Raw genomic sequence first — 19,019 nt, 5'->3', positions numbered from 1 at the left:
TGTTCAAGGTCACCGTTACACTTTTGGCGCCTTTAATAAAAAAAGAAAAAGACTCGTGATTTCATCGAGTCATTAAATGCAGTTCTAAAGGCTAAAGAGCAAAGGCCATTTGTCCACGACGGTAGTAGACCGGCAGACCACCAAATGAGCGTGGAAACACAACCCACTGGTCTCGCGGAGGGATTTTTGTTTTATCCACACCAGCTTCTTTCGGGAGCTCTTCCGGTCCTGGTTTGGTAAACTGCATGCCCATCGGTATCCATTCAACAAGAAGAGCTTGTTCTCCGGGCTTGCAGCCAAATTTCTCGGCACGTTCTGTAATGCAATTCCAGGACGAGCTAAGCGAGGTTAATTGCACAGGCACATCGTCGCCGCCTTCAATGGTTCCAGTGACTCCAAGAAATTTATGGAACTGTTTTTGAACGTCGGTACTCAATATACACCTCCTGTAAAAGATCCTGATTCAGTATATATTTTTTGGACGTTCTGTCAAAGTTTCATCCGCCAGGTGTAGACAAAGAGTTTCTTGTCACGGGTTCAAGAGGGTACTATAAAAAGAACCTACGGTCCTGCCGATTCTGTCGTGGTCGACGGAGCACTTTCCTGGAACGTAGCGCCGGCAAGCAAACATTCGCCGATGATGCTGTTGTCCTCGGGCGCCGGGACAAAAGCCTGATTTGCGAGCATCTGGTTAAGTCGTTCCTGGCCGAATTTTTCTCGGAAGCATTCTTGCTTTGCGGGCTTTAGGTTGCCAAAAAGTGCCGCAAAATCAAGCGGCCCGCTTTGATTTTTCCCGTCTTTGCCCAAAAGCCCCGGCGGAGGCGTCACGGGCGGCGCGGGACGGCGCGCCTCAAGCTCCGGAAGACGCTTTTGCTGTTGCCAAACGGCAAGCCCCACGATGCCCAGGGTAGACATGATCACAATGCCAATGATGAGTTTTCCGCTCATTTTTAATTTCAGTAAACAATTAGTGAATGGATGGTATGGTCGGGAAATTTTTTTCTCCCCTCGAATTTCGTGATCTCCACCAGAAAATCAAGTCCAATGATATTACCGCCGAGGTTCTGCACCAGGCGCAATGCCGCGCCCGCAGTTCCGCCGGTTGCCAGAACATCATCAACAATAACCACGCGCTCTCCTTTTTTTATCGCGTCCGTATGTATCTCGAGCGATGATTTTCCATATTCCAGCTCGTGGTGCTCGCGGATAATTTCAGAGGGAAGTTTCCCCTTTTTCCGCACCAGCGCAAGGCCGGCTCCAAGAACGTAGGCAACGGGGCTTGCAACCAAAAATCCTCGCGCGTCAATTCCCACCACTTTGTCGACTCTTAGGTCTTTATAAAAACCCGCTATTGCGTCGATGGCTTTTCGGAAGGCCTTGGTGTCTTCGAAAAGAGGTGTTATATCATAAAACTCCACTCCGGGAGTGGGAAAATCTTTCACTAGGCGCAATTTGGCTTTGAGGTCCGGATAGTGTTCCACTGTCTCCAGCATAGCCAAGAATCGTTCAAACCGCAAACTACTTTATTTCCTTAAGATATTTTTTCTCCTTCAGTTTCTCCGGCAGTAGATCCTTGGAGGTATATTTCTCGTAACCCTTGCCGTAGCCGAGATTCTTCATAAGTTTTGTGGGAGCGTTCCGCAGATTCAGGGGGACGGGAAGGTTCCCATATTTTTTCACGTCCTCGAGCGCCGCATTGTAGGCGTCATATGACCCGCGGTCTTTTTTGGAAAGCGCCATGTAGCAGGTGCCGTGTGCAAGATTAATGGCGCATTCCGGAAGCCCTATCGTTTCAACCGCGCGGAACACCTCGTTTGCCACTACCACGGCGGTAGGCTGCGCAAGGCCGATGTCTTCGGAAGCGAATACCACCATGCGGCGCGCAATGAATTTCGGGTCTTCTCCCGCCTCCACCATCCGCGCAAGATAGTACAATGCCGCATCGGCGTTGCCGGCACGCATGCTTTTAATGTAAGCGCTGATGATGTTGTAATGTTCCTCTCCCTTTTTATCGTACCGCAAAAATTTGGACTGCAGAGTTTCTTTCAGCGTCTCTACGGTAATGTTGCCGTAGAGTTTTTGGGTATTTTCCAGCATCGTGATGGCGGCTCTTGCGTCCCCGTTCGCCATTTCAATAAGCCATTCTTTCGCTTTGGCGTTGAGCGAAATTTTTGTCCGGTCAATGATGCGCGACATCTCCGATGCCGAAAGTTCGTTGAGCACGAAGACGCGCAGACGCGACAGAAGGGGTGAGATGATCTCAAAACTGGGATTCTCGGTGGTTGCGCCGACAAGAACCAACTTTCCAGACTCCACAAATGGGAGAAGAAAATCCTGCTGGGCTTTGTTGAAACGGTGTATCTCGTCGAGAAACAACACCCTCGGCTTCTCTTCCTGCCCTCCCCGTTCCACTATCTTGCGAATCTCGTCCTTACCCGCAGACACTGCGGACAGGTCGAAAAATTCCGCATTGATGGCGCTGGCGTAGATGCGTGCAAGCGTGGTCTTGCCCACGCCGGGCGGGCCCCACAGCACGAACGAAAAAATATGGCGCTCTTGTATCGCCACGTAGAGGGGCTTTCCCTTTCCCGTCAGATGTTCCTGACCGACGAACTCTTTGAGGGTTTTTGGCCTTATCTTTGAAGCGAGCGGTTCCATGAAAATATCTTTAAGCTTCTTTGGAAAGCGAGGTCATTGTCTCAAGCGCTATCTTAATACATGCATCCATGCGCGTTTTGGCAACGTCGCTTAAAATTACCTCGTTCGTAAAAATGTTATCGACAACCAGGCATAGCGTTCCAACATTGTAGCCGAGTATTTCGTGAGCAATGCGGAAAAGAATGCTCGATTCCATTTCGGTATTGATGATCCTCGTTCCGTCATTGTCAAAAGTCCGCACGGTATCCAGGAATTCTTTTGAGTTCAGCGTCGTCTTAATCCTGCCGATGCTTCTTCCCTCGGGTCCGAAAAATCCAGGCGCGGAGGTGGTGATGCCCGTATATATCGCGTCTTCATGTTCTCCGAGACGATATGCTGTTTTCTTGAGAAGTTCGGCAACGTGCGGCGTTGCCCGGGAACAATAAGAAAGAGTGCTCACCTTGCCCACCGGCGTTCTCAAAAAACTCTCCTCAATAGACGCGCATTTTTTGTCTTTTTGTGGAGTCGGGTAATATGCTCCCAAATTGTCTAAACCCAAGCTGTATTCGGAAATGGCAATGGAGCCGGTGGGCATCTTCTCTTGAAAGGCGCCGCAGGTGCCGACTCGGATGATATTCACTTTGGCGTCTTGCATATCCCATGCGTCTTTTACATGGTCGTATTCGAAAAGCGCATGAAGCTCATTGAGAACAATTTCGGTATTGTCGCACCCGATGCCGATGGACATGGCGGCCATGGGCACGCCGTTATACATGCCGCACACGACGTAAAACTCGGGCCGCGCGCTGTTGCGATGAGAAAAATAAACCTCATCAAAATGTTTCGAGATGGCGTCCACGCGCTCGGAGGCCCCCACTAAAAAAAGATTTGGAGGAATGTTGTCCTTTCGTCCTATGTCTATGTGGTAGAGCGTTCCATCATCAAAAATGATGAGCTCCGACCCTTTTGCCTTGCCTTCGTGCATACGCGCATTCTATACCAGAAGGCCCAAAAAAGAAAAGCGGCAGACTTTGGACAGTCTGCCGAAGAGATGTAGTGCTTTGGACCGGATGTCGCTCTTATTTATCGTGTCTGGTGGGGCGGGTGAGAATGTAGATGCCCGCAAGCACCACAAAACTTCCGTGCAGCAGTTTTACTGCAAGATGCAGTTTGGGCAAGAGCACCGAATACCCCACGCTCAAGGCGATGAGCGCAACTGCAAGCGCCTTAGACCTTGCAGAGATGCCGCGGCCATCGCGCCACTCGCGGATATACCTGCCGAACCACCGATTCTGCATGAGCCAATTGTAAAGTCTCGGCGAACCTCGTGCCCAGCAGTAAGCCGTAAGAAGAAGAAACGGTATTGTGGGAAGCAGAGGAAGGAACACGCCGACGATGCCGAGTAGCAGAAATACAGTGCCGAAAAAAGTCCATATATAGCTCATTCATTTCCTCTTTCAACGTATATTTTCAAAAGAACACAGATAAAGTATGCCATGGTTTGTTCTTGGCGTGCAACACAGTACAGTTCTTTGGCTCTTTTTATTTTGTTTCAGTTGTTATTGTCTAATTTGAGCCCGCTTCGCCGGAGCTTCAGCGAGGCGAGTAAATTAGACAATAGTAGGTGGGCTTGCAGAAAAACAAGAATTTTTTGATAGGTTCTTGTAATTTGCGCACTTGCCTATTGAAACAAAACCACGGCCTTGCAGGCCGTGGCGTTTTTGAAAGCAAGAAAAATTATTCTTCTCCCCATGAAATCACTTCCGGCGTTGAGGTGGTAGAGGTATCAAGTCCCGGCAGCAAGTCCCAATCCGCAACGTACTGTGGATCAAAGTTTATTACGGCATTGCCCGTTACGTCCACGCTCGCGCCCCCGACAGAAATGAGCGAGCCATTTATGGTATTTGTTCCCGAACCGAACGTAGTTGAACCCTCCACATACACAATGCCGTTTATGGTGGTGCCGCCAGCGATTTTTAGGTTTCCATAGACAATAATAGCGGGCCGTCCACCTGCGGCGGTGTAGGTTCCGCCCGTAAGTTCCAGGTCGTGCAACGTAACAAGGCTTCCCGTGGAGCTGGTAGAATTTTGGAGTTTAAGTTCTGGGATATCTTCAACCACTACGGCAATATTGTGCGTTATATTGTTATTAAGAAAGCTTCTTGCCAGAGGGGTGCTTGTGAAATGGGTTCCTGCGGCTATGGCCATGTCTCGGTAAGGCTCAATAAAAATACGTGGAGGCTCAATAACATCAACGCCGGTAACCGAGAAACCGTTTACATTATCCGTTTCAACATCCCCCGGTGAGAACGCGTTGCCGTTCACTTCGGCGCTCGCACCCGTAAAATCGATTTCGTCGGTTGCATACACATCGCCGTTCACGGTAGCATTGCCGCCGAAATTCATTTCTTCATTAGAATATACTGCGTAGTCAAAAGCCTGTCCCTCGGGAAAAACGGTGATAATGCGCGACACGATGCGGCGCGTTGTGCCGTTTCCGGCGTGACCCCTAGCCCGAACATACGGCCATGCCAAGGGAACGATTACAACGGAGCCGGTAGAGGTGTCGTTGAGCAGAGTCGGCGCGACGCTTGCATACGACGAGGTGGAGAGGTATTGATAGGCTCCCTCTCCCGCATTTGATTCGCCTGTATAAAAAACCTGGTCTCCCGCAACAGTGTCCTGGTTTGTCGCAAGTTCCGAAAGGACCCCCGTTGCCATGGTGAGGGCGGCACCCAGAGCAAACAAGCCCACGCCAAGCACCGCCATGAGCGTGATGACTCCGCGTTCGGGGTTCCTGTTTGAAAATTTGAGTTTCTTGCTCATATATATAATGAAGCGCTAAAAAGAATTTCTTTGAGCTACGGTAGAGGTTACGGAAAGCGTCTCTGGGGCATTCCGGGCTTTGAGCGAAAGTCCGAAGCGGACCGAGCGTCCAAAGCGCGCAAAGGTAAGATTGGTCACTTGGGCATCATCGGTGGTTATGGCGTTGCCGTCCAGTGTAACACGATTATTGGATTTCTCAATATATTTTATGGAAGAATCCGGAAGGATTATTCTCAAAGCGGTCGTGGAAGTTACGGTGAGCAAATCCCCCTGTTTTATCCAGTAGGTGAGGGCATTTGTGGTGAAAACGGCGTTTGCATGAAGCCGCTCAAGGCGTTTTGCAGATCGGATATTTTTAAGGCCCGCGGACGTAACAAGCGTCACCATCGTAGCAACAGCCACACCGATAGTCAGGACAAGAATAACTTCAAGCAGGGTTACCCCTGACTGGAATCCAAGCTTGCGCGGATTTTTTTGCTGTTTGGTGTTAAGGGGTAGGGTCATGGCATGTTATATATATATGCCTCAAGCGTTCCGGTGCGCACGACATACCCGGTATCCCACCTCACCGCTGCCGTCACTTTTTTTGTATTCGGGTCAAGCGCGCCCGTTGGCGGATCGGCAAGATCGATAGCGTTTGTTACAGGATCTCGATATACGGACGAGACGGAAAGAGTCCGCGCAAACATGCCATCGTCGAGCAGCTCTTCTGCTCCGGCAAGGGTCCACGTGCTTCCGGCCGCCTGCGGATGGCAATATGGCGTCGAGACGCAGAGCGGGTTTGCAAAGCTTGCCCAGTTCGTCTGTTCCAGGTCTTTGGCTACTTCTATAGCTTCGCGAAGATACAGCGCTGCCTTAAAGTTGCGCATATTTGCCCGGCTTACCTTTTTACTCTGCAGGGCAATTGACGAGAATGTGGTGAGAAGAAATGCGGCAATACCCATGCCGATAATAACTTCCACAAGCGCAAAGCCTTTGGAGCTTTTAGCTTTTAGCTTATAGCTAATAGGTTTGGAAAATTTCATGAATTGATTTCGTGATGAGTCTAAACCCTAAAAGCTATCAGCTATAAGCTAGGGATGATCGCGCCGTCCAATGTTACCGCAACTGTTGATGTTGCGCCCGAAACATTAGAAAGCATTATGGTGGGGTTTGCGCTTGATTGCCCAACCAGTCTTTTGAATATCACAATGGCATTTGCCTGGTCTGTCGAGACACCCGGAGGCAGAAATGACTCTACGCCGCTACCGGGAATGTATACGGAGCCCTCGAACGTTTCTATCTTTCCCGGCTCGATGTGGACGCCATGGTCCGATGTTCCCGCGCCCGTTACGGCGCGGTTGCGCGCTTCCTCCAGGGCCCGGACAATGAGTATTTGTCCGTCGCTTAGTGCCGCGCGCGAGCGCACGCCGCGAAGCGATCCCAGCGCAAAAACCGCGATGATGCTTAAAATGCCCACAACAACGAGGGTTTCAATAAGGGAGAATCCCCGTTGCGGAGTAAAAATTTTTAAATGTGTTCTGGCCATGCCAAAATTCTTAAAACACGCTCGTTGCCTGGTAAATGGGAAGAAAAACAGACAGCGCGAGTCCCCCAACGACTACGCCGATAAATACAATAAGAACCGGTTCAATGAGCGAGGCGAGCATTTGGGTTTTATGATGCAGGGCGCGTTCGTAATACGAGGTGACACGCCTGAAAATTTCCTCCAGCTTTCCCGTGCGTTCCCCGACTTCTATAATGCGCCGTGTTTGCGTAGGAAAAAGAAACGGATGAAGCTTCAACGCGTCCGAAAGCGGCGCGCCGTGTATAAGAATGGGATGCGCGCCATCGAGAGCCTGCCGGTATACGTCATTTTTAAGGATTTTTTTGGCGATTTCTACGGAACGTACGAGCGAAATGCCGCTTGCAAAAAGCGATTCAAGAGCCCTGAAAAATCTTGCCAAATTAAATTCCCTTAGCATGTCGCCGAAGACCGGGATTTTTAAAAACGCATAATGGATGAAATATCTTCCCTTTTTATTTTTCCAGAGCAAGAACAGTCCTACGGCCAGCGCCGCAAAGACGCCTATAACCGCAAAGGGACTGGAGCGGATGAATCCGCTTCCCCCAAGAAGAATTCGTGTCGGCATTGGGAGCGGCGCATTGAGCTCCTTGAAAAGGTCCGCAATCTTCGGCAGAACAAAACCCGTAAGCGTGATTACTACGCCCGTCATAACCGTGAGCACCACCAATGGATACGCCATGGCCCCCTGAACCTTTCGACGCAAATCGTGGTCGTGCTCGAGGTCCGTGGATATGCGATCGAGCGTATCGGCAAGCTGCCCCGTGAGTTCTCCCACGTGTATCGCCTCAATAAGAAAATCCGAGAAAAAATTCGGGAATTTCCGCATGGCGTCCGAAAACCGTCTCCCGTTCTCAACGTCATGGATGATCGTTACGATGGCTTTTTTGACTCCGCTGCTTCTGGCCTGCTCTTCCAATACGCGCATGGCATCTGCCAAGGAAAGGCCTGCGCCGAGCATGGTGGCAAGGTTCCTGAAAAAAAATATGCGCTCGGTGATGGGAAAACCGAATGAGGGCATGGACAGTTCTTTCGCGAACAAGGATGTTTTTTTCGGAGATACGAAAAGCACCGTTGAACCCTCCTGCCTGAACTTTTCTTCGGCTTTTATTTTTGACGGCGCATCCACTTCTCCTTCAAGGACCTTGTTTTCCTTTGTGACGATTTTATATGCGAAAGACGACATGTGGTTTCAAAAAATAATATTACACGTTGCGGGTTGTGCGCAGAACTTCATCGAACGTGGTCACGCCAGAAAAAACTTTCTCCAGGCCGTCGGCAATCATGTCTTTGAATCCTGCTTTTATTGCTACCTCTTTGATGCGCTCCGATGGCGCGTGTTCCAGAATAAGGTCGTGTATGGTTTTATTAAGCTCCAGTAATTCAAAAATTCCGGCGCGTCCAACATATCCCGTTCCGAGGCACGCATCGCAGCCCTTGCCGACGCGGAATGTACGCTCGCGAATTTGGTCCATGCTCTGCCCCATGCTTTCCAGGGCCTCTTTGACATCTCCGCGCTCCGTAATTTTTTTAAAAAGAATTTCGTCGAGTTTCCGTTCTTCGGCGCAGGATTCGCAAATTTTCCGCACGAGCCGTTGCGCGATGACCAGGTTGACGATGGAACTTACCACGAAATCCTCCACCTTCATTTCTAGAAGCCTTGTTACGGCCGATGGCGCATCGTTGGTATGAAGCGTGGTAAGCACCATATGTCCCGTGAGCGCGGCATTTGCCGCCATCACCGCGGTTTCCGAATCGCGGATCTCTCCTACCATAATGATATCCGGGTCTTGGCGCAGAAGTGCCTTGAGTCCGGAAGCGAAGGTAAGGTCCACCCGGGGATTTATTTGGATCTGGTTGACGCCGTCGAGAGCGTACTCAATGGGGTCCTCGAGCGTGGAGATGTTTATGCCGTCTTTCGGCAGAAGGCTCAACAGGCCGTAAAGCGTTGTGGTTTTTCCCGACCCCGTGGGGCCTGAAGTCACCATCATGCCAAATGGCTTTTCAATGTTGCGTAAAAGTATTTCTTGGTGGCTTTTTGAGAAACCGAGATTCTCCATCGAGAGATTTTTGTTCGAGTCGTCCAGAATACGCATGGCTATTTTTTCTCCATGAAGCGTAGGTACGATGGAAATGCGTAGCGAAGTATTGGGAGGAGTTTCCAGCTCGATTCTGCCGTCTTGCGGGCGGCGGTATTCGTCTATTTTCAAATTTGCCAGAATTTTACAGCGCGCGATCATGGCTTGATGCACGTCTTGAGGCATGGTAAGCACTTTGTGAAGCAAGCCGTCCACGCGGAAGCGCACCAGGGTCTGGCCGCGCATCGACTCAATGTGCACATCGCTTGCTTTTTCGGCAATGGCGTAAGCAATGATGCGGTCGACAATTTCCACGATGTTGCCGTTAACATTGGGATTTTCGGTAAGCCGGGAAATTTCGTCTTTGAAGTCCCGTGGATAATGCTTGATGATGAATTGGACATCCTCTTCGGATGCGCCAAACCATTTCGCTTTTTCTCCAAAGCGTTCCAACACGAATTTTTGCAGGACCGGTTGGCTTGGATCTTGAGCGGCGATCTTTATTTCTTTTTCTGACGCGTCAAAAACAAACGCACCGAATTCTTTCACCAAGGACACGGGTATCAGTTCCAAAACTTCCTTTTTGGGAACGACGTTCTTCGCGCTAGCAGGAAGGCTCGGGAGTGCCGCATCCTTCCCGGACACGGAAGCGGATTTATTGATTTTTATCTGAACCTTTTCCATATGTAATTTGATGTTTTTACAAGATTTTCGGCCACCCCTGGGTACCGAATGAGATGAAATGCCATGTTAACACGCTCATAAAAAAATGTCAAGTTTTAATTACTTTGCAATCCTGTTGAATAATGTGTTTACTCGAGGAAACTTGACAAAGAATTAAGACTATTATAGAATGTACTTTCGGACTCTTGTACCATTATAGTCATAAAATCAGAGCCCCACATAGCATGACCCCAGCAATCTCGGTCTTTAAATTTGGAACGCGCCGCATCTATCTTAGAGACGGCATCATTAGCGACGAATTGACTCGGCATCAACATTCGCTTATGAACCGGAAAAACTTTCTGAAGATCCTTTTGGCATCCGGCTTTTTGATGTTGGCGCTATCCTTTTACGCTTCGGGCCGTTCTTACGCCGCTCGCGCTTCCTATTATTTACACGAAAATTGGCCCGCACTTACCGCGCTGGTGTCCAGAGATGAATTTGAAATTAAAAAAACACCTACACTTCTGCCGCTTGCGGCGAATATTGAAGAATCGTTGATGGGTCTTGCTACGGCAGGAGAAAACTATGAGGTTCAAAGTGTGCCGCCAGCCTTATCTTCCCATGCATCCGCCCCATTGGGCGCTTCCGAAACGTCTCCTGTTGAAAAGAAACTCATTGAGGCCGCGGCAATTCCAAAAACTCCGCGTATACGGATACCGAGCTTACGAGTTTCCGCTCCCATTGTGGAGACTGCTTTTAATTTGAAAACCATCAACAAAGATCTGGGAGGGGGGGTTATTCGCTGGCCGGGAAGCGCGGAGATCGGAAGCGGTGGAACATCGGTCCTCTTGGGCCACAGCTCAGCTCCAATGACCTATCGTGGAAAATATGGGTCGGTTTTCGCCCTGCTTGATAAACTTAAGGCGGGAGATCCGATAGCCATAGAAATGTCCGGCAAGATACTGCACTACCGGGTGCGTGACCATTTTATCATAGATCCAAAAAATGCGAAGGAGGACGTTCTCCAAAGTCTCGACGGAGAGGGTATTGTTCTGGTATCCTGCTGGCCGGTGGGCACGAACTGGCAGAGGATAGCCGTGCGGGCAGATCGCGTTGAATAATTCCAAAAAACCCATAGAATTTTTTTCTTACATATATGAATGTCTTCACAGGCTTTCACAAAAACAATAACTTCTTAAGACGCGTATTGGCCGGCGTCTTTGTTGTCCTGTTTTCGTTCGTTTCTTTCTTTGCGGCAATGGCAGAGCGGGAAATGCAGCTTAATTTGAGCCACGTTGAGTGCACCGGGGAAAGCACCTCCGCTGAAGTGCACTTTGTGGTTGTGCATCTGCCAGATTCCGTATCAGACTACGGCTTCGTTTCTTACGGACTAAACGGCACCGTGCGCACGGCTTTGTTCAGCAAGCACACGGGTGATACTGCGCATTATCTGGATTACCCGCCATATGGCGCAACGATATACGACGTAAGCGACGGCACCGTGACCATTGATGGGACAACCCTTTCTTTACATAATCCCCAGGCAGTAGACCTACAAAACTGCGGTATCACCCCGACACCAACGCCTTCGCCAACTCCGACCCCGACTCCATCAGAGTCTCCAACTCCATCGCCTACACCGGAGCCTACTCCCACGCCGACTCCTACACCCGAACCTACTCCTACTCCTACTCCTACTCCCACACCTACTCCATCACCTACTCCATCACCTACCCCAACACCGTCCGAGTCTCCAACGCCAGAGCCGACACCTACTCCGACGCCTTCACCCACGCCTTCACCCACGCCTACACCAACCCAGACTCCAACCCCGAGCGAATCCCCAACTCCGACCCCGACTCCATCAGAGTCTCCAACTCCATCGCCTACACCGGAGCCTACTCCCACGCCGACTCCTACTCCGACGCCTACACCGACCCCAACGCCGACACCGTCACCGACGCCTACTCCTGAGCCCACTCCAACGCCAACATCTACTCCAGCCCCAACACCGCCTCCTGGCGGAGGAGGTGGAGGTGGGGGTGGGGGCGGTGGTGGAGGCGGAGGAGGTGGGGGAACTGCATCACCGGCAAGAATTGGCAATGCTCTACGTAATATATCCTGCAATCAGGCTGATTACGGAGAAGTTGTCGCGGCTTCTCCCGGCGAGACCGTAGAATTCCTTCTCACCGCCATCCAGGCAAATCCGAACGTCCTCAACGGCGTAACACTCCAAGATGTTCTTCCGTCTCCCCTTATTGTCGTTCCGGGTTCAACCATGCTGAATGGCGCCTCATCGTCCGACCCGATGGAAGACGGTTCGCTCGCGCTTCCTTTGCTTACTCCGGGCTCTTCATTTACGGTTTCGTTTTCCGTAGTAATACCCGCCGGCCTCACCGCGGACACCGCTCCGTTGGTGAACACCGCGTCTCTCCTTTTCGGCAATGCCTACCCTCCCGCATCCGATACATCCATTCTTCGCATCTCTTCCGCTCCATGCGTGCCTGCTCCGCAAGTGCTTGGCGCGTCAACCGCGGCAATCCCAAATCCTCCAAAAACCAATCCAACTCCGCAAGTGCTTGGCGTCTTTGACATAAGCACGGGTACTGCTGCTGCGGCAATTCCGGCGGGAGTTGCGTTTTCCGGGCTTGCGGTTTTTGCGGGACTTTTTGTCGCCAACGCGCGAAGTCGCATGCAAAGACTTTTGGCCCGCACGAGCTTTTTTATCCGCAAGTATCGCATTGACGAAATACCGGCAGAATACCGGTACCACAAAGCCGTCATGCGCATTCGCGCTCAAGAATGGCTGAAAGCCAAACAGCTTGGCCTGTATAATTTGCGTGCCGAGTTCCGGCTTTTTGCGAAAGTAAGCATCATTAGATTTCGCGAAAGACGTTTCCGTCGGCATTTCCAATCCGGCCGCTTGGCATAAATGAGACATCAACTCCTTTTCCACATACGGCTTTTTCTGTTAAAAACGCTATCTGTGATATACTTTAAGGCGCTTACGACTTGATTCAGTATTTACCGTTTTCCCTTTGGAGAACTTGACAGAATTTGATATCGATGCTAAACTGAATCCTTAATTAAAATTATCATTATTTAAGGCAAAAAGCCTTACATATATGTACTATTTCACGACAAAAAAGAGGGCCAGGATTATCCGCCCGTTCGTAGCGTTCTACACGGCGGTTTTCACCATGTCTATGGTGTTTCAGTCGGTGCCGTTGGCGGCCCAAGCGGCTCCAATTTGGCCGACATCTTGGACGTCGCCGGCGCAATGTTCAACTGACCTTGCGGAGCCCCCAACCGACCACAGAGATTTAATTGGTGATACCAGCAATCCTGCGGTCGGTTTTGCTGAAGACGCAAGTTATTTTTACTTCCGAGAGAGAGTTAATGGCAATCCTATCGATAATGGCAATCCTATCGATAATGGAGGCGGTTGGAAAAATCATTCCTGGGTTGTTTTGATGCAAACCACTTTACCCGCCTACCAATACCTCCTTGCTCTTAACGGCAAGGATGACAAGGTTGAAATATGGCAGAATAGCCCCGCGGTAACTGCCGTAGACTTTAGCCCATCGATATTCAATGATCCGGCGGATACTCTGCTTTGGAGCGATGTGGCCTCAACACACGCACAGGCAACTTCGGCGGGTGGAGGTCTATACTTTGTTGATTGGGCAATTCCCAAAGCCCAGCTTACGGGGTCAGGAATTTCACTGAACACCGCAAAATTCTTCGCAACCTCGGCAAATTCAAACAATTACAACCAAGATTATCTCAAATGTTATGAGTCGATCTCGGATCTTGCAACCGACAAAACGGTTGACGACGCAACGCCAGATGAGGGCCAAACTATAACGTATACCGTTACAGTCACCAACAGTGGTCCGGACAACTCCACCAATGTTGTGGTCACCGACATTTTGCCAACCGGCGTGACGTACGTTTCTTCAAGCGCCAGCCAGGGAAGCTACAACGGCGCTACTGGTATATGGACGGTGGGTTCTCTGGCAAGCACCGTGTTTGCAACTCTAACCATCACCGTTACGGTCAACAGCGGAACTGGTGGCCAAGCCATAACCAATACCGCTTCGGCAGATGCAACAGAATTTGATAATAATAACAGCAACGACAACGACGGTGTTGATATTTCAGTAAATACTCTTCCTACGCCTGAGCCAACCCCAGAACCTACTCCGGAACCCACTCCAGAGCCAACCCCAACCCCCGAACCTACACCCACGCCTACTCCCGGTTGTCAGTCGAATTGTGGCGGCGGTGGAGGAGGCGGTAGTGCGGTCATTCTCAATCTCTCGCTTTCGGCAAATCCTTCAACGGTGAATGCCGGAGGACAGTCCCAGGGTACGGTGACCGTGAACAATACCGGAAACCTTTCTGACAGCAACGTGATAATTACGGTTACGCTTCCTGCGGGCTTCAGCTTCCCGGAGGGCGGCACCGCAAAGACGTTTGTCCTGCCATTCGTGCGTATGGCAATGGCCGACAGCTCCGGCTCCCAAACCTTCCCCACAATATCTTCTCTTGCTCCGAGCGCTTCGCAATCATTCAACTTCAACATGAATGTGGGCAGCGGCGTCTCATCGGGGACCTATCCCATAAACGCCCAGGTGACCAGCTCCTTCTATAGCTCGGCCATTCTTGCGCAAGCAAATGTTACGGTAACCAACGGAGGCGGCGGCGGACCAACCGCAACCCCGACGCCAGCTCCCACGCCTACGCCGACCGTTGCGGGCGCTTCTACTGAAGGCCAGGTGCTTGGTGCAGCCGATACGCAACTTCCGCAGGCGGGCTTCCTCATGTTCGACCGCATCTATCTCTCGTTCATGATAGCACTTGCTGCAACAGGGCTTCTGCTTATCACGCTTGGCGCACGCATCATGCCGTCGCGCATTGAAGAGCTTTTCATCTCGCCGGAACTTGCAAATAAATTTTTCGGCAACACAGGCGTGTAACGCTCATCGGCAAAAACCAAAATCAAAACCCCGCCTTTCCGGCGGGGTTTTGTATAGTTAATCGCGGACCCGTCGTGTTATAATGCGCACATGGTAAGAAAGCGGTCCATTGCGCTTATAGGAGCAGGATGCACCCTGATATTTATAGCTCTTTTGGGAGCGCTTTTTCCATTCGTGCCGATACTTTTTTCAGATGCCAAACAGCTTTCCGAATATGTGGAGGATGCCGATGACTTGCTTGCCAAAGACGCCATCCTTGAAGAGATCGCGCCGGGCGCGACGGGCTCTGACTCAACCGTTCCCGCGCCGACCCCGACTCCGCGGTCAAAGCCAGCAGACGATAATCGTCTTTTTATTGAAAAAATAGGCGTGTCGGTGCCTATCGTGGAAGGGAAAGATGCGGGCGCATTGCTGTATGGCGCATGGCGCTACCCCGGAACGTCTACGCCAAAGAAGGGTTCCAACACCGTAGTATTCGGTCATCGCTTCCGCTACCTACCGCCGAACAACACGACGTTTTACAGTTTGGACAAGTTGAAACTGGGGGATACGCTGTCCGCTCGCTGGCAGGGGAAGGTCTATACATATAAAGTTGCCCAAACAAAGATCATTGAACCTAACGATTTTTCGGTCGTCGCCCCATCGGAAAAATCCATCATTACCCTCATCACCTGCTCACCGCTTTTCTCTACAAAACAGCGTCTCGTGGTGGTTGCGGAGCAGATTATAGAATGATGTGTAATATTGACAAATCAGTTATTAGAATGTATAATAGAGTTAGATAAAACTCGATATCCTTTTATGAATTTTTTGTCTAAAATAAGCCATAATTTGAAGCTGTTTTTCATCCCGTGCGACGAGAATCATTTCAGGCCGAGAAGCTTGGAGAGTTATTCTTTCGGAGCCTATATCGCGGTTGCTTTGGTATTGAAGCTCGGGGTCATTTCCATTCTCACGTTTTTACCACGGGCGTACTTTTTTGCCGATGTGACCAGCGCAACCCTGGTGGCGCTTACGAACGAATCGCGCAAAGCCCAGGGGCTTGGCGAACTCAACACAAATTCTCTGCTTGCAAAGGCCGCGCAAGAGAAGGCGCAGGACATGGTTGCGAAGAATTATTTCGCGCACGAAAGCCCCGATGGTAAAAGTCCCTGGTACTGGTTCCGAAACGCAGGATACCGGTATCTCTACGCCGGAGAGAATCTTGCAAAAGATTTTGTGGATAGTCGTGCCGTTGTTGAAGCCTGGCTTGCTTCTCCCTTACACCGGGCGAATATTCTGAACGGAAACTACCAGGAGATAGGCATCGCGGTTGCCTCCGCTCCATCCGGAGACCCCGAAAGACCTTCTATTGTGGTTGTGCAAATGTTCGGCAAAAGCTCTGCTCCTGTTCCCGTGGCAACTCCCGTGGTCTCGCCAAAGGTGTCTCCGATAAAAACGCCACTACCGAGTGCCGCGCCTTCTCCTTCGCAAACTCCCCAAGCAACTCCGTCCGCAACCCCATTTCCTGAAGCAAGCGACGTAGCGACCGTTGCGGTGGAGGAGGCGCCGTTACCCGCTTCGCTGGTTCAGGCAGAAACAGCGCCGACAGCTTCTTTTGTGCCGGAAAGTGCAGTCGCAGGAACTGCCGCCGAACAGGAGGTCATCAAACAGGCGCCGCCGAGGCATCTTGTTTTTGTCGTGAACCTCATGACGGCTTCCGAGCGCGTGATTGAAAGCTCGTTCCTGGCGTTTCTTGCCTTTGTTATTCTTGCTTCGATCCTGAATATCTTCATTCGCATAGATATTCAGCATAAAGACCTCATCGCCCGCGCACTTATCCTTGTGGCCTTCTTCTCCCTTCTTGCTTCGCTGAATGGACAAGCGTTCCTGGATTATATTCCTCAGGTGCTATAACAGAATGAAACAATTAAAAAACTCCCCCACGTCTTGACGCGGGGGAGTTTTGATCATGTATGCGCTAACAATTAAGCGATACCAATGAGAGTTTAAAATTCAAGCTCCGTGCTGAATTCTGTTCCCGAAGTTGCCGATAGCAATATCGCGTTGGCTTCCATAAGATCTTCATCATTTGCGTCAATGTAGGCTGTCTTCTCTTGTTCTTTCTTGCGTTCGTTTTGAGAGGATGTAGATGAGCCCGCTTTATCGTCATCATCATTTTTTTCTTCGTGCCTGACTTCCTGTTCGTCTTCATCCTCGTCCTTGTCTTCAGTCCCCGCCCCTCCGTTGAATTCAATTTCAAGCCGGAGAGCCCTCCTTGCCTCAATGAGCAGTTTTGCTTCTTGGGCAATGCGATGGGCTTTTTTGAATAGCGCGAACGCCTCTCCATGCGCTTCTGCAACAAGTTTCACCTTCCCTTCCGCGATAGCGTTTTCTGCCACGAGGAGGCGTGCTTCTGCCTGTGCGGTCGCCCGGTCTCCCAACGCATCCTTTACAATCTGGATGAGCCGGCGAACCTCGGCTACTTTATTGACGGCGGCTTGCAGGGCTCCGTTGGCGGCAGTTTCAACTTGCGGGCCTTTTTTCTCGGAGAACTTTAATTCAACGTTTCCTCGGGATCTTGATGTATTTTCTATTTCTACCCGGACCGAGGTTGCAAGGACCATTATTCCGGTTTTACTCTCTTCTTCGTCTTCGTTTTCGGCGAGTCTTTTAAGTATCCGCTCGTGTGCCCGGAGAGAGGTTTCAAAATCGGAGCTTATATCGGCAGCCGCTTCAAGGTCCAGGCGCGATTCGAATGCGGCAATGCGCTTATTTACGCGGTCGGCATGATTTTCGAAGTTTGTTTCTATATTCGACTTAACTTCCCCAATGAGATCCCCATTATGTGCAAGCTCCTCGGCTTCTTCAAGACGACGTTCAACTCGGCGAACTTCCCAGCCCGCTTCTCCCTCGGCAGAAAAAGCAACGAGACCTCTGACCTCCTCGTTGACATGCACTTTTATGGGATACAGAAGACTTCCCGGTAACGCTCGTTCTGCGGCAAATGAGGTACCTCCGCCCAAAAGCAGCGTGAGAATAAGAATAAGTGACATAGGTTTAAGCAGTGTGTGCGATGAAAATAATAATAAAATTTGATCCGACCAACTGTGATGACGCTCTTCCGGCACAACTCTTACGGGATGCGCCTTCATGAACGCAAAAACGTGTTCGCGGGACTGCGATTTTTCTTTAGACACCAGGGAAACGCTACGCGCATCCTCGGTAAATTTTTTTAGGGAATCGGACATAGGCTATTTACCCCCACACTAATTCTCGGCTCATGCCGCCTTGCGGCATGTTGAGAAGTAAGAATTTTAGATACTCTATTTAAAACTAAGCATTTCAATATCAGCGCCCCTCCGTCTTTATCTGCCGAGAATTAGTGTATGGGGGTTATAGTTCAAACTTTTGCCGCAATTGCTCCATGCCGCGATGGATGTGCACGGATACGATGTTTTCGCTCTCGCCAAGGATTTGGGCGATCTCTTTTGGCGTCAGATCGTCAATGTAGCGCATGGATATGGGGGTGCGGTACTTCGGGTCGAGCAGCCGGAGCTTTTCAATCGCATACTTTCCGTCCGTTATGTTCTGCAGACCTTCCTTGCGCCGGGGTGTGGCCGGATCAAATCCCTTTTCCTGCAGAACATCCAAAGATACCTCTTTGTGTTTTCTTGATCCGTCTATAATAAGGTTGTTGGCCACCCGGTAAATAAATGCCCGAAGATTCTCCACGGTTTTGCCGTCCGCTAGGTACGCCCAAGTACGCGTGAACGATTCTTGCATGAGGTCCATGGCCAGTTCGCGGCTGAACACTCGGAAGTAGCAATGCCGGAAAATCGCATCGGCGTATGCATCGTATGCTTGTAAGAACTGCTCTTCTATTGAACGATTCGTATCCGATGCCATAGATGACGCTTAAGATGACTTTAGCTTACAACATCTTATAGGATTCTGACAAAGAAACGCGGCCTTAACGCCGCGTTTCTTGTAGAGATCTTATTGCATTAAGGCGTCGGGGTTGGTGTCGGCGTTGCCGAAGGAGTAGGAGTTGGCGTAGGGGTCTCTGATGGTGTGGGAGTTGGGGTAGGCGTAGGCGTCGGAGAGACGCTCGGAGAAGGGCTCACCGAAGGAGAGGGAGATATACTGGGAGACGGCTTTGGCTTCTGGGACATGCCTTTAAGGCCGTTGATGATGTCTACGAGCAGGCGGTGTATTTTCTTCACGCGGTCCATGAAGCTCTTGGTGTGTACCTGCAGCTTCTTGAAGGCTTCTTTGGGACTTGCC

The 19,019-nt window shown here is 50.5% G+C and carries 20 protein-coding genes; 5 read left to right on the top strand and 15 right to left on the bottom strand.

Annotation, left to right across the window (positions count from 1 at the left end; translation table 11 throughout):
• Positions 1-91: 91 nt before the first annotated feature.
• From Q7S09_03930 to Q7S09_03875, 12 genes are all read right to left on the bottom strand, one after another.
• Positions 92-436 carry a hypothetical protein gene (locus Q7S09_03930; GenBank protein MDO8558308.1) on the bottom strand — a complete coding sequence of 115 codons (345 nt, stop codon included), beginning with the start codon at positions 434-436 and terminating at the stop codon, positions 92-94.
• A 125-nt stretch (positions 437-561) separates the two neighbouring features.
• Positions 562-948: a hypothetical protein gene (locus tag Q7S09_03925; protein ID MDO8558307.1), complete on the bottom strand. Its 387-nt coding sequence runs from the start codon at positions 946-948 to the stop codon at positions 562-564.
• A gap of 8 nt (positions 949-956) precedes the next feature.
• On the bottom strand, positions 957-1,493 hold the full coding sequence (locus Q7S09_03920) for an adenine phosphoribosyltransferase (GenBank protein ID MDO8558306.1): 537 nt from the start codon (positions 1,491-1,493) through the stop codon (positions 957-959).
• Positions 1,494-1,518: 25 nt separating this feature from the next.
• Complete coding sequence (locus tag Q7S09_03915; GenBank protein ID MDO8558305.1) at positions 1,519-2,658, bottom strand: replication-associated recombination protein A; 1,140 nt, start codon at positions 2,656-2,658, stop codon at positions 1,519-1,521.
• Positions 2,659-2,668: 10 nt separating this feature from the next.
• The gene (locus tag Q7S09_03910) at positions 2,669-3,622 is read right to left on the bottom strand and encodes a hypothetical protein (GenBank protein MDO8558304.1); all 954 of its coding nucleotides are present in this window, start codon (positions 3,620-3,622) and stop codon (positions 2,669-2,671) included.
• Between the two features lie 94 nt (positions 3,623-3,716).
• A complete protein-coding gene (locus Q7S09_03905; GenBank protein ID MDO8558303.1) occupies positions 3,717-4,082 on the bottom strand; it encodes a YbaN family protein in 366 nt (121 codons plus the stop codon).
• A 292-nt stretch (positions 4,083-4,374) separates the two neighbouring features.
• The gene (locus tag Q7S09_03900) at positions 4,375-5,463 is read right to left on the bottom strand and encodes a hypothetical protein (protein MDO8558302.1); all 1,089 of its coding nucleotides are present in this window, start codon (positions 5,461-5,463) and stop codon (positions 4,375-4,377) included.
• 15 nt (positions 5,464-5,478) lie between these two features.
• Positions 5,479-5,967 (bottom strand): hypothetical protein, encoded by a 489-nt coding sequence (locus Q7S09_03895; GenBank protein ID MDO8558301.1) that lies wholly within the window; start codon positions 5,965-5,967, stop codon positions 5,479-5,481.
• Positions 5,964-6,488: a type II secretion system protein gene (locus tag Q7S09_03890; GenBank protein MDO8558300.1), complete on the bottom strand. Its 525-nt coding sequence runs from the start codon at positions 6,486-6,488 to the stop codon at positions 5,964-5,966. Before Q7S09_03890 ends, Q7S09_03895 begins: the two co-directional genes overlap by 4 nt.
• 41 nt (positions 6,489-6,529) lie before the next feature.
• Positions 6,530-6,991: a type II secretion system protein gene (locus Q7S09_03885; GenBank protein ID MDO8558299.1), complete on the bottom strand. Its 462-nt coding sequence runs from the start codon at positions 6,989-6,991 to the stop codon at positions 6,530-6,532.
• Positions 6,992-7,001: 10 nt separating this feature from the next.
• Positions 7,002-8,213, bottom strand: a complete 1,212-nt coding sequence (locus tag Q7S09_03880) for a type II secretion system F family protein (GenBank protein ID MDO8558298.1) — start codon at positions 8,211-8,213, stop codon at positions 7,002-7,004.
• A 19-nt stretch (positions 8,214-8,232) separates the two neighbouring features.
• The gene (locus tag Q7S09_03875) at positions 8,233-9,789 is read right to left on the bottom strand and encodes a GspE/PulE family protein (GenBank protein MDO8558297.1); all 1,557 of its coding nucleotides are present in this window, start codon (positions 9,787-9,789) and stop codon (positions 8,233-8,235) included.
• Positions 9,790-10,013: 224 nt separating this feature from the next.
• On the opposite strand from Q7S09_03875, the gene Q7S09_03870 reads away from it, so the two are divergent.
• The 5 genes from Q7S09_03870 (at position 10,014) to Q7S09_03850 (ending at position 16,649) form a co-directional block, all read left to right on the top strand.
• Entirely contained in the window at positions 10,014-10,892 is an 879-nt protein-coding gene (locus Q7S09_03870; GenBank protein MDO8558296.1) for a class E sortase, read from the top strand.
• 35 nt (positions 10,893-10,927) lie between these two features.
• Positions 10,928-12,703 carry a hypothetical protein gene (locus tag Q7S09_03865; protein MDO8558295.1) on the top strand — a complete coding sequence of 592 codons (1,776 nt, stop codon included), beginning with the start codon at positions 10,928-10,930 and terminating at the stop codon, positions 12,701-12,703.
• Positions 12,704-12,896: 193 nt separating this feature from the next.
• The gene (locus Q7S09_03860) at positions 12,897-14,753 is read left to right on the top strand and encodes a DUF11 domain-containing protein (GenBank protein MDO8558294.1); all 1,857 of its coding nucleotides are present in this window, start codon (positions 12,897-12,899) and stop codon (positions 14,751-14,753) included.
• Between the two features lie 90 nt (positions 14,754-14,843).
• On the top strand, positions 14,844-15,488 hold the full coding sequence (locus Q7S09_03855) for a class D sortase (GenBank protein MDO8558293.1): 645 nt from the start codon (positions 14,844-14,846) through the stop codon (positions 15,486-15,488).
• A 66-nt stretch (positions 15,489-15,554) separates the two neighbouring features.
• The gene (locus Q7S09_03850) at positions 15,555-16,649 is read left to right on the top strand and encodes a CAP domain-containing protein (protein ID MDO8558292.1); all 1,095 of its coding nucleotides are present in this window, start codon (positions 15,555-15,557) and stop codon (positions 16,647-16,649) included.
• 92 nt (positions 16,650-16,741) lie between these two features.
• On the opposite strand, the gene Q7S09_03845 is transcribed toward Q7S09_03850, so the two are convergent.
• From Q7S09_03845 to Q7S09_03835, 3 genes are all read right to left on the bottom strand, one after another.
• Positions 16,742-17,983 (bottom strand): DUF5667 domain-containing protein, encoded by a 1,242-nt coding sequence (locus tag Q7S09_03845; protein ID MDO8558291.1) that lies wholly within the window; start codon positions 17,981-17,983, stop codon positions 16,742-16,744.
• A gap of 145 nt (positions 17,984-18,128) precedes the next feature.
• A complete protein-coding gene (locus tag Q7S09_03840) occupies positions 18,129-18,641 on the bottom strand; it encodes an RNA polymerase sigma factor (protein MDO8558290.1) in 513 nt (170 codons plus the stop codon).
• A gap of 98 nt (positions 18,642-18,739) precedes the next feature.
• Positions 18,740-19,019, bottom strand: a 280-nt coding sequence (locus Q7S09_03835; protein ID MDO8558289.1) for a hypothetical protein, incomplete at its 5' end; no start/stop codon positions are given.

This window comes from bacterium (assembly GCA_030649025.1).
Classification (GTDB): Bacteria; Patescibacteriota; Minisyncoccia; order JAUYLV01; family JAUYLV01; genus JAUSGO01.
Note: the sequence above shows the minus strand (reverse complement) of the source record. Positions and strands in the feature narration are given on the sequence as shown.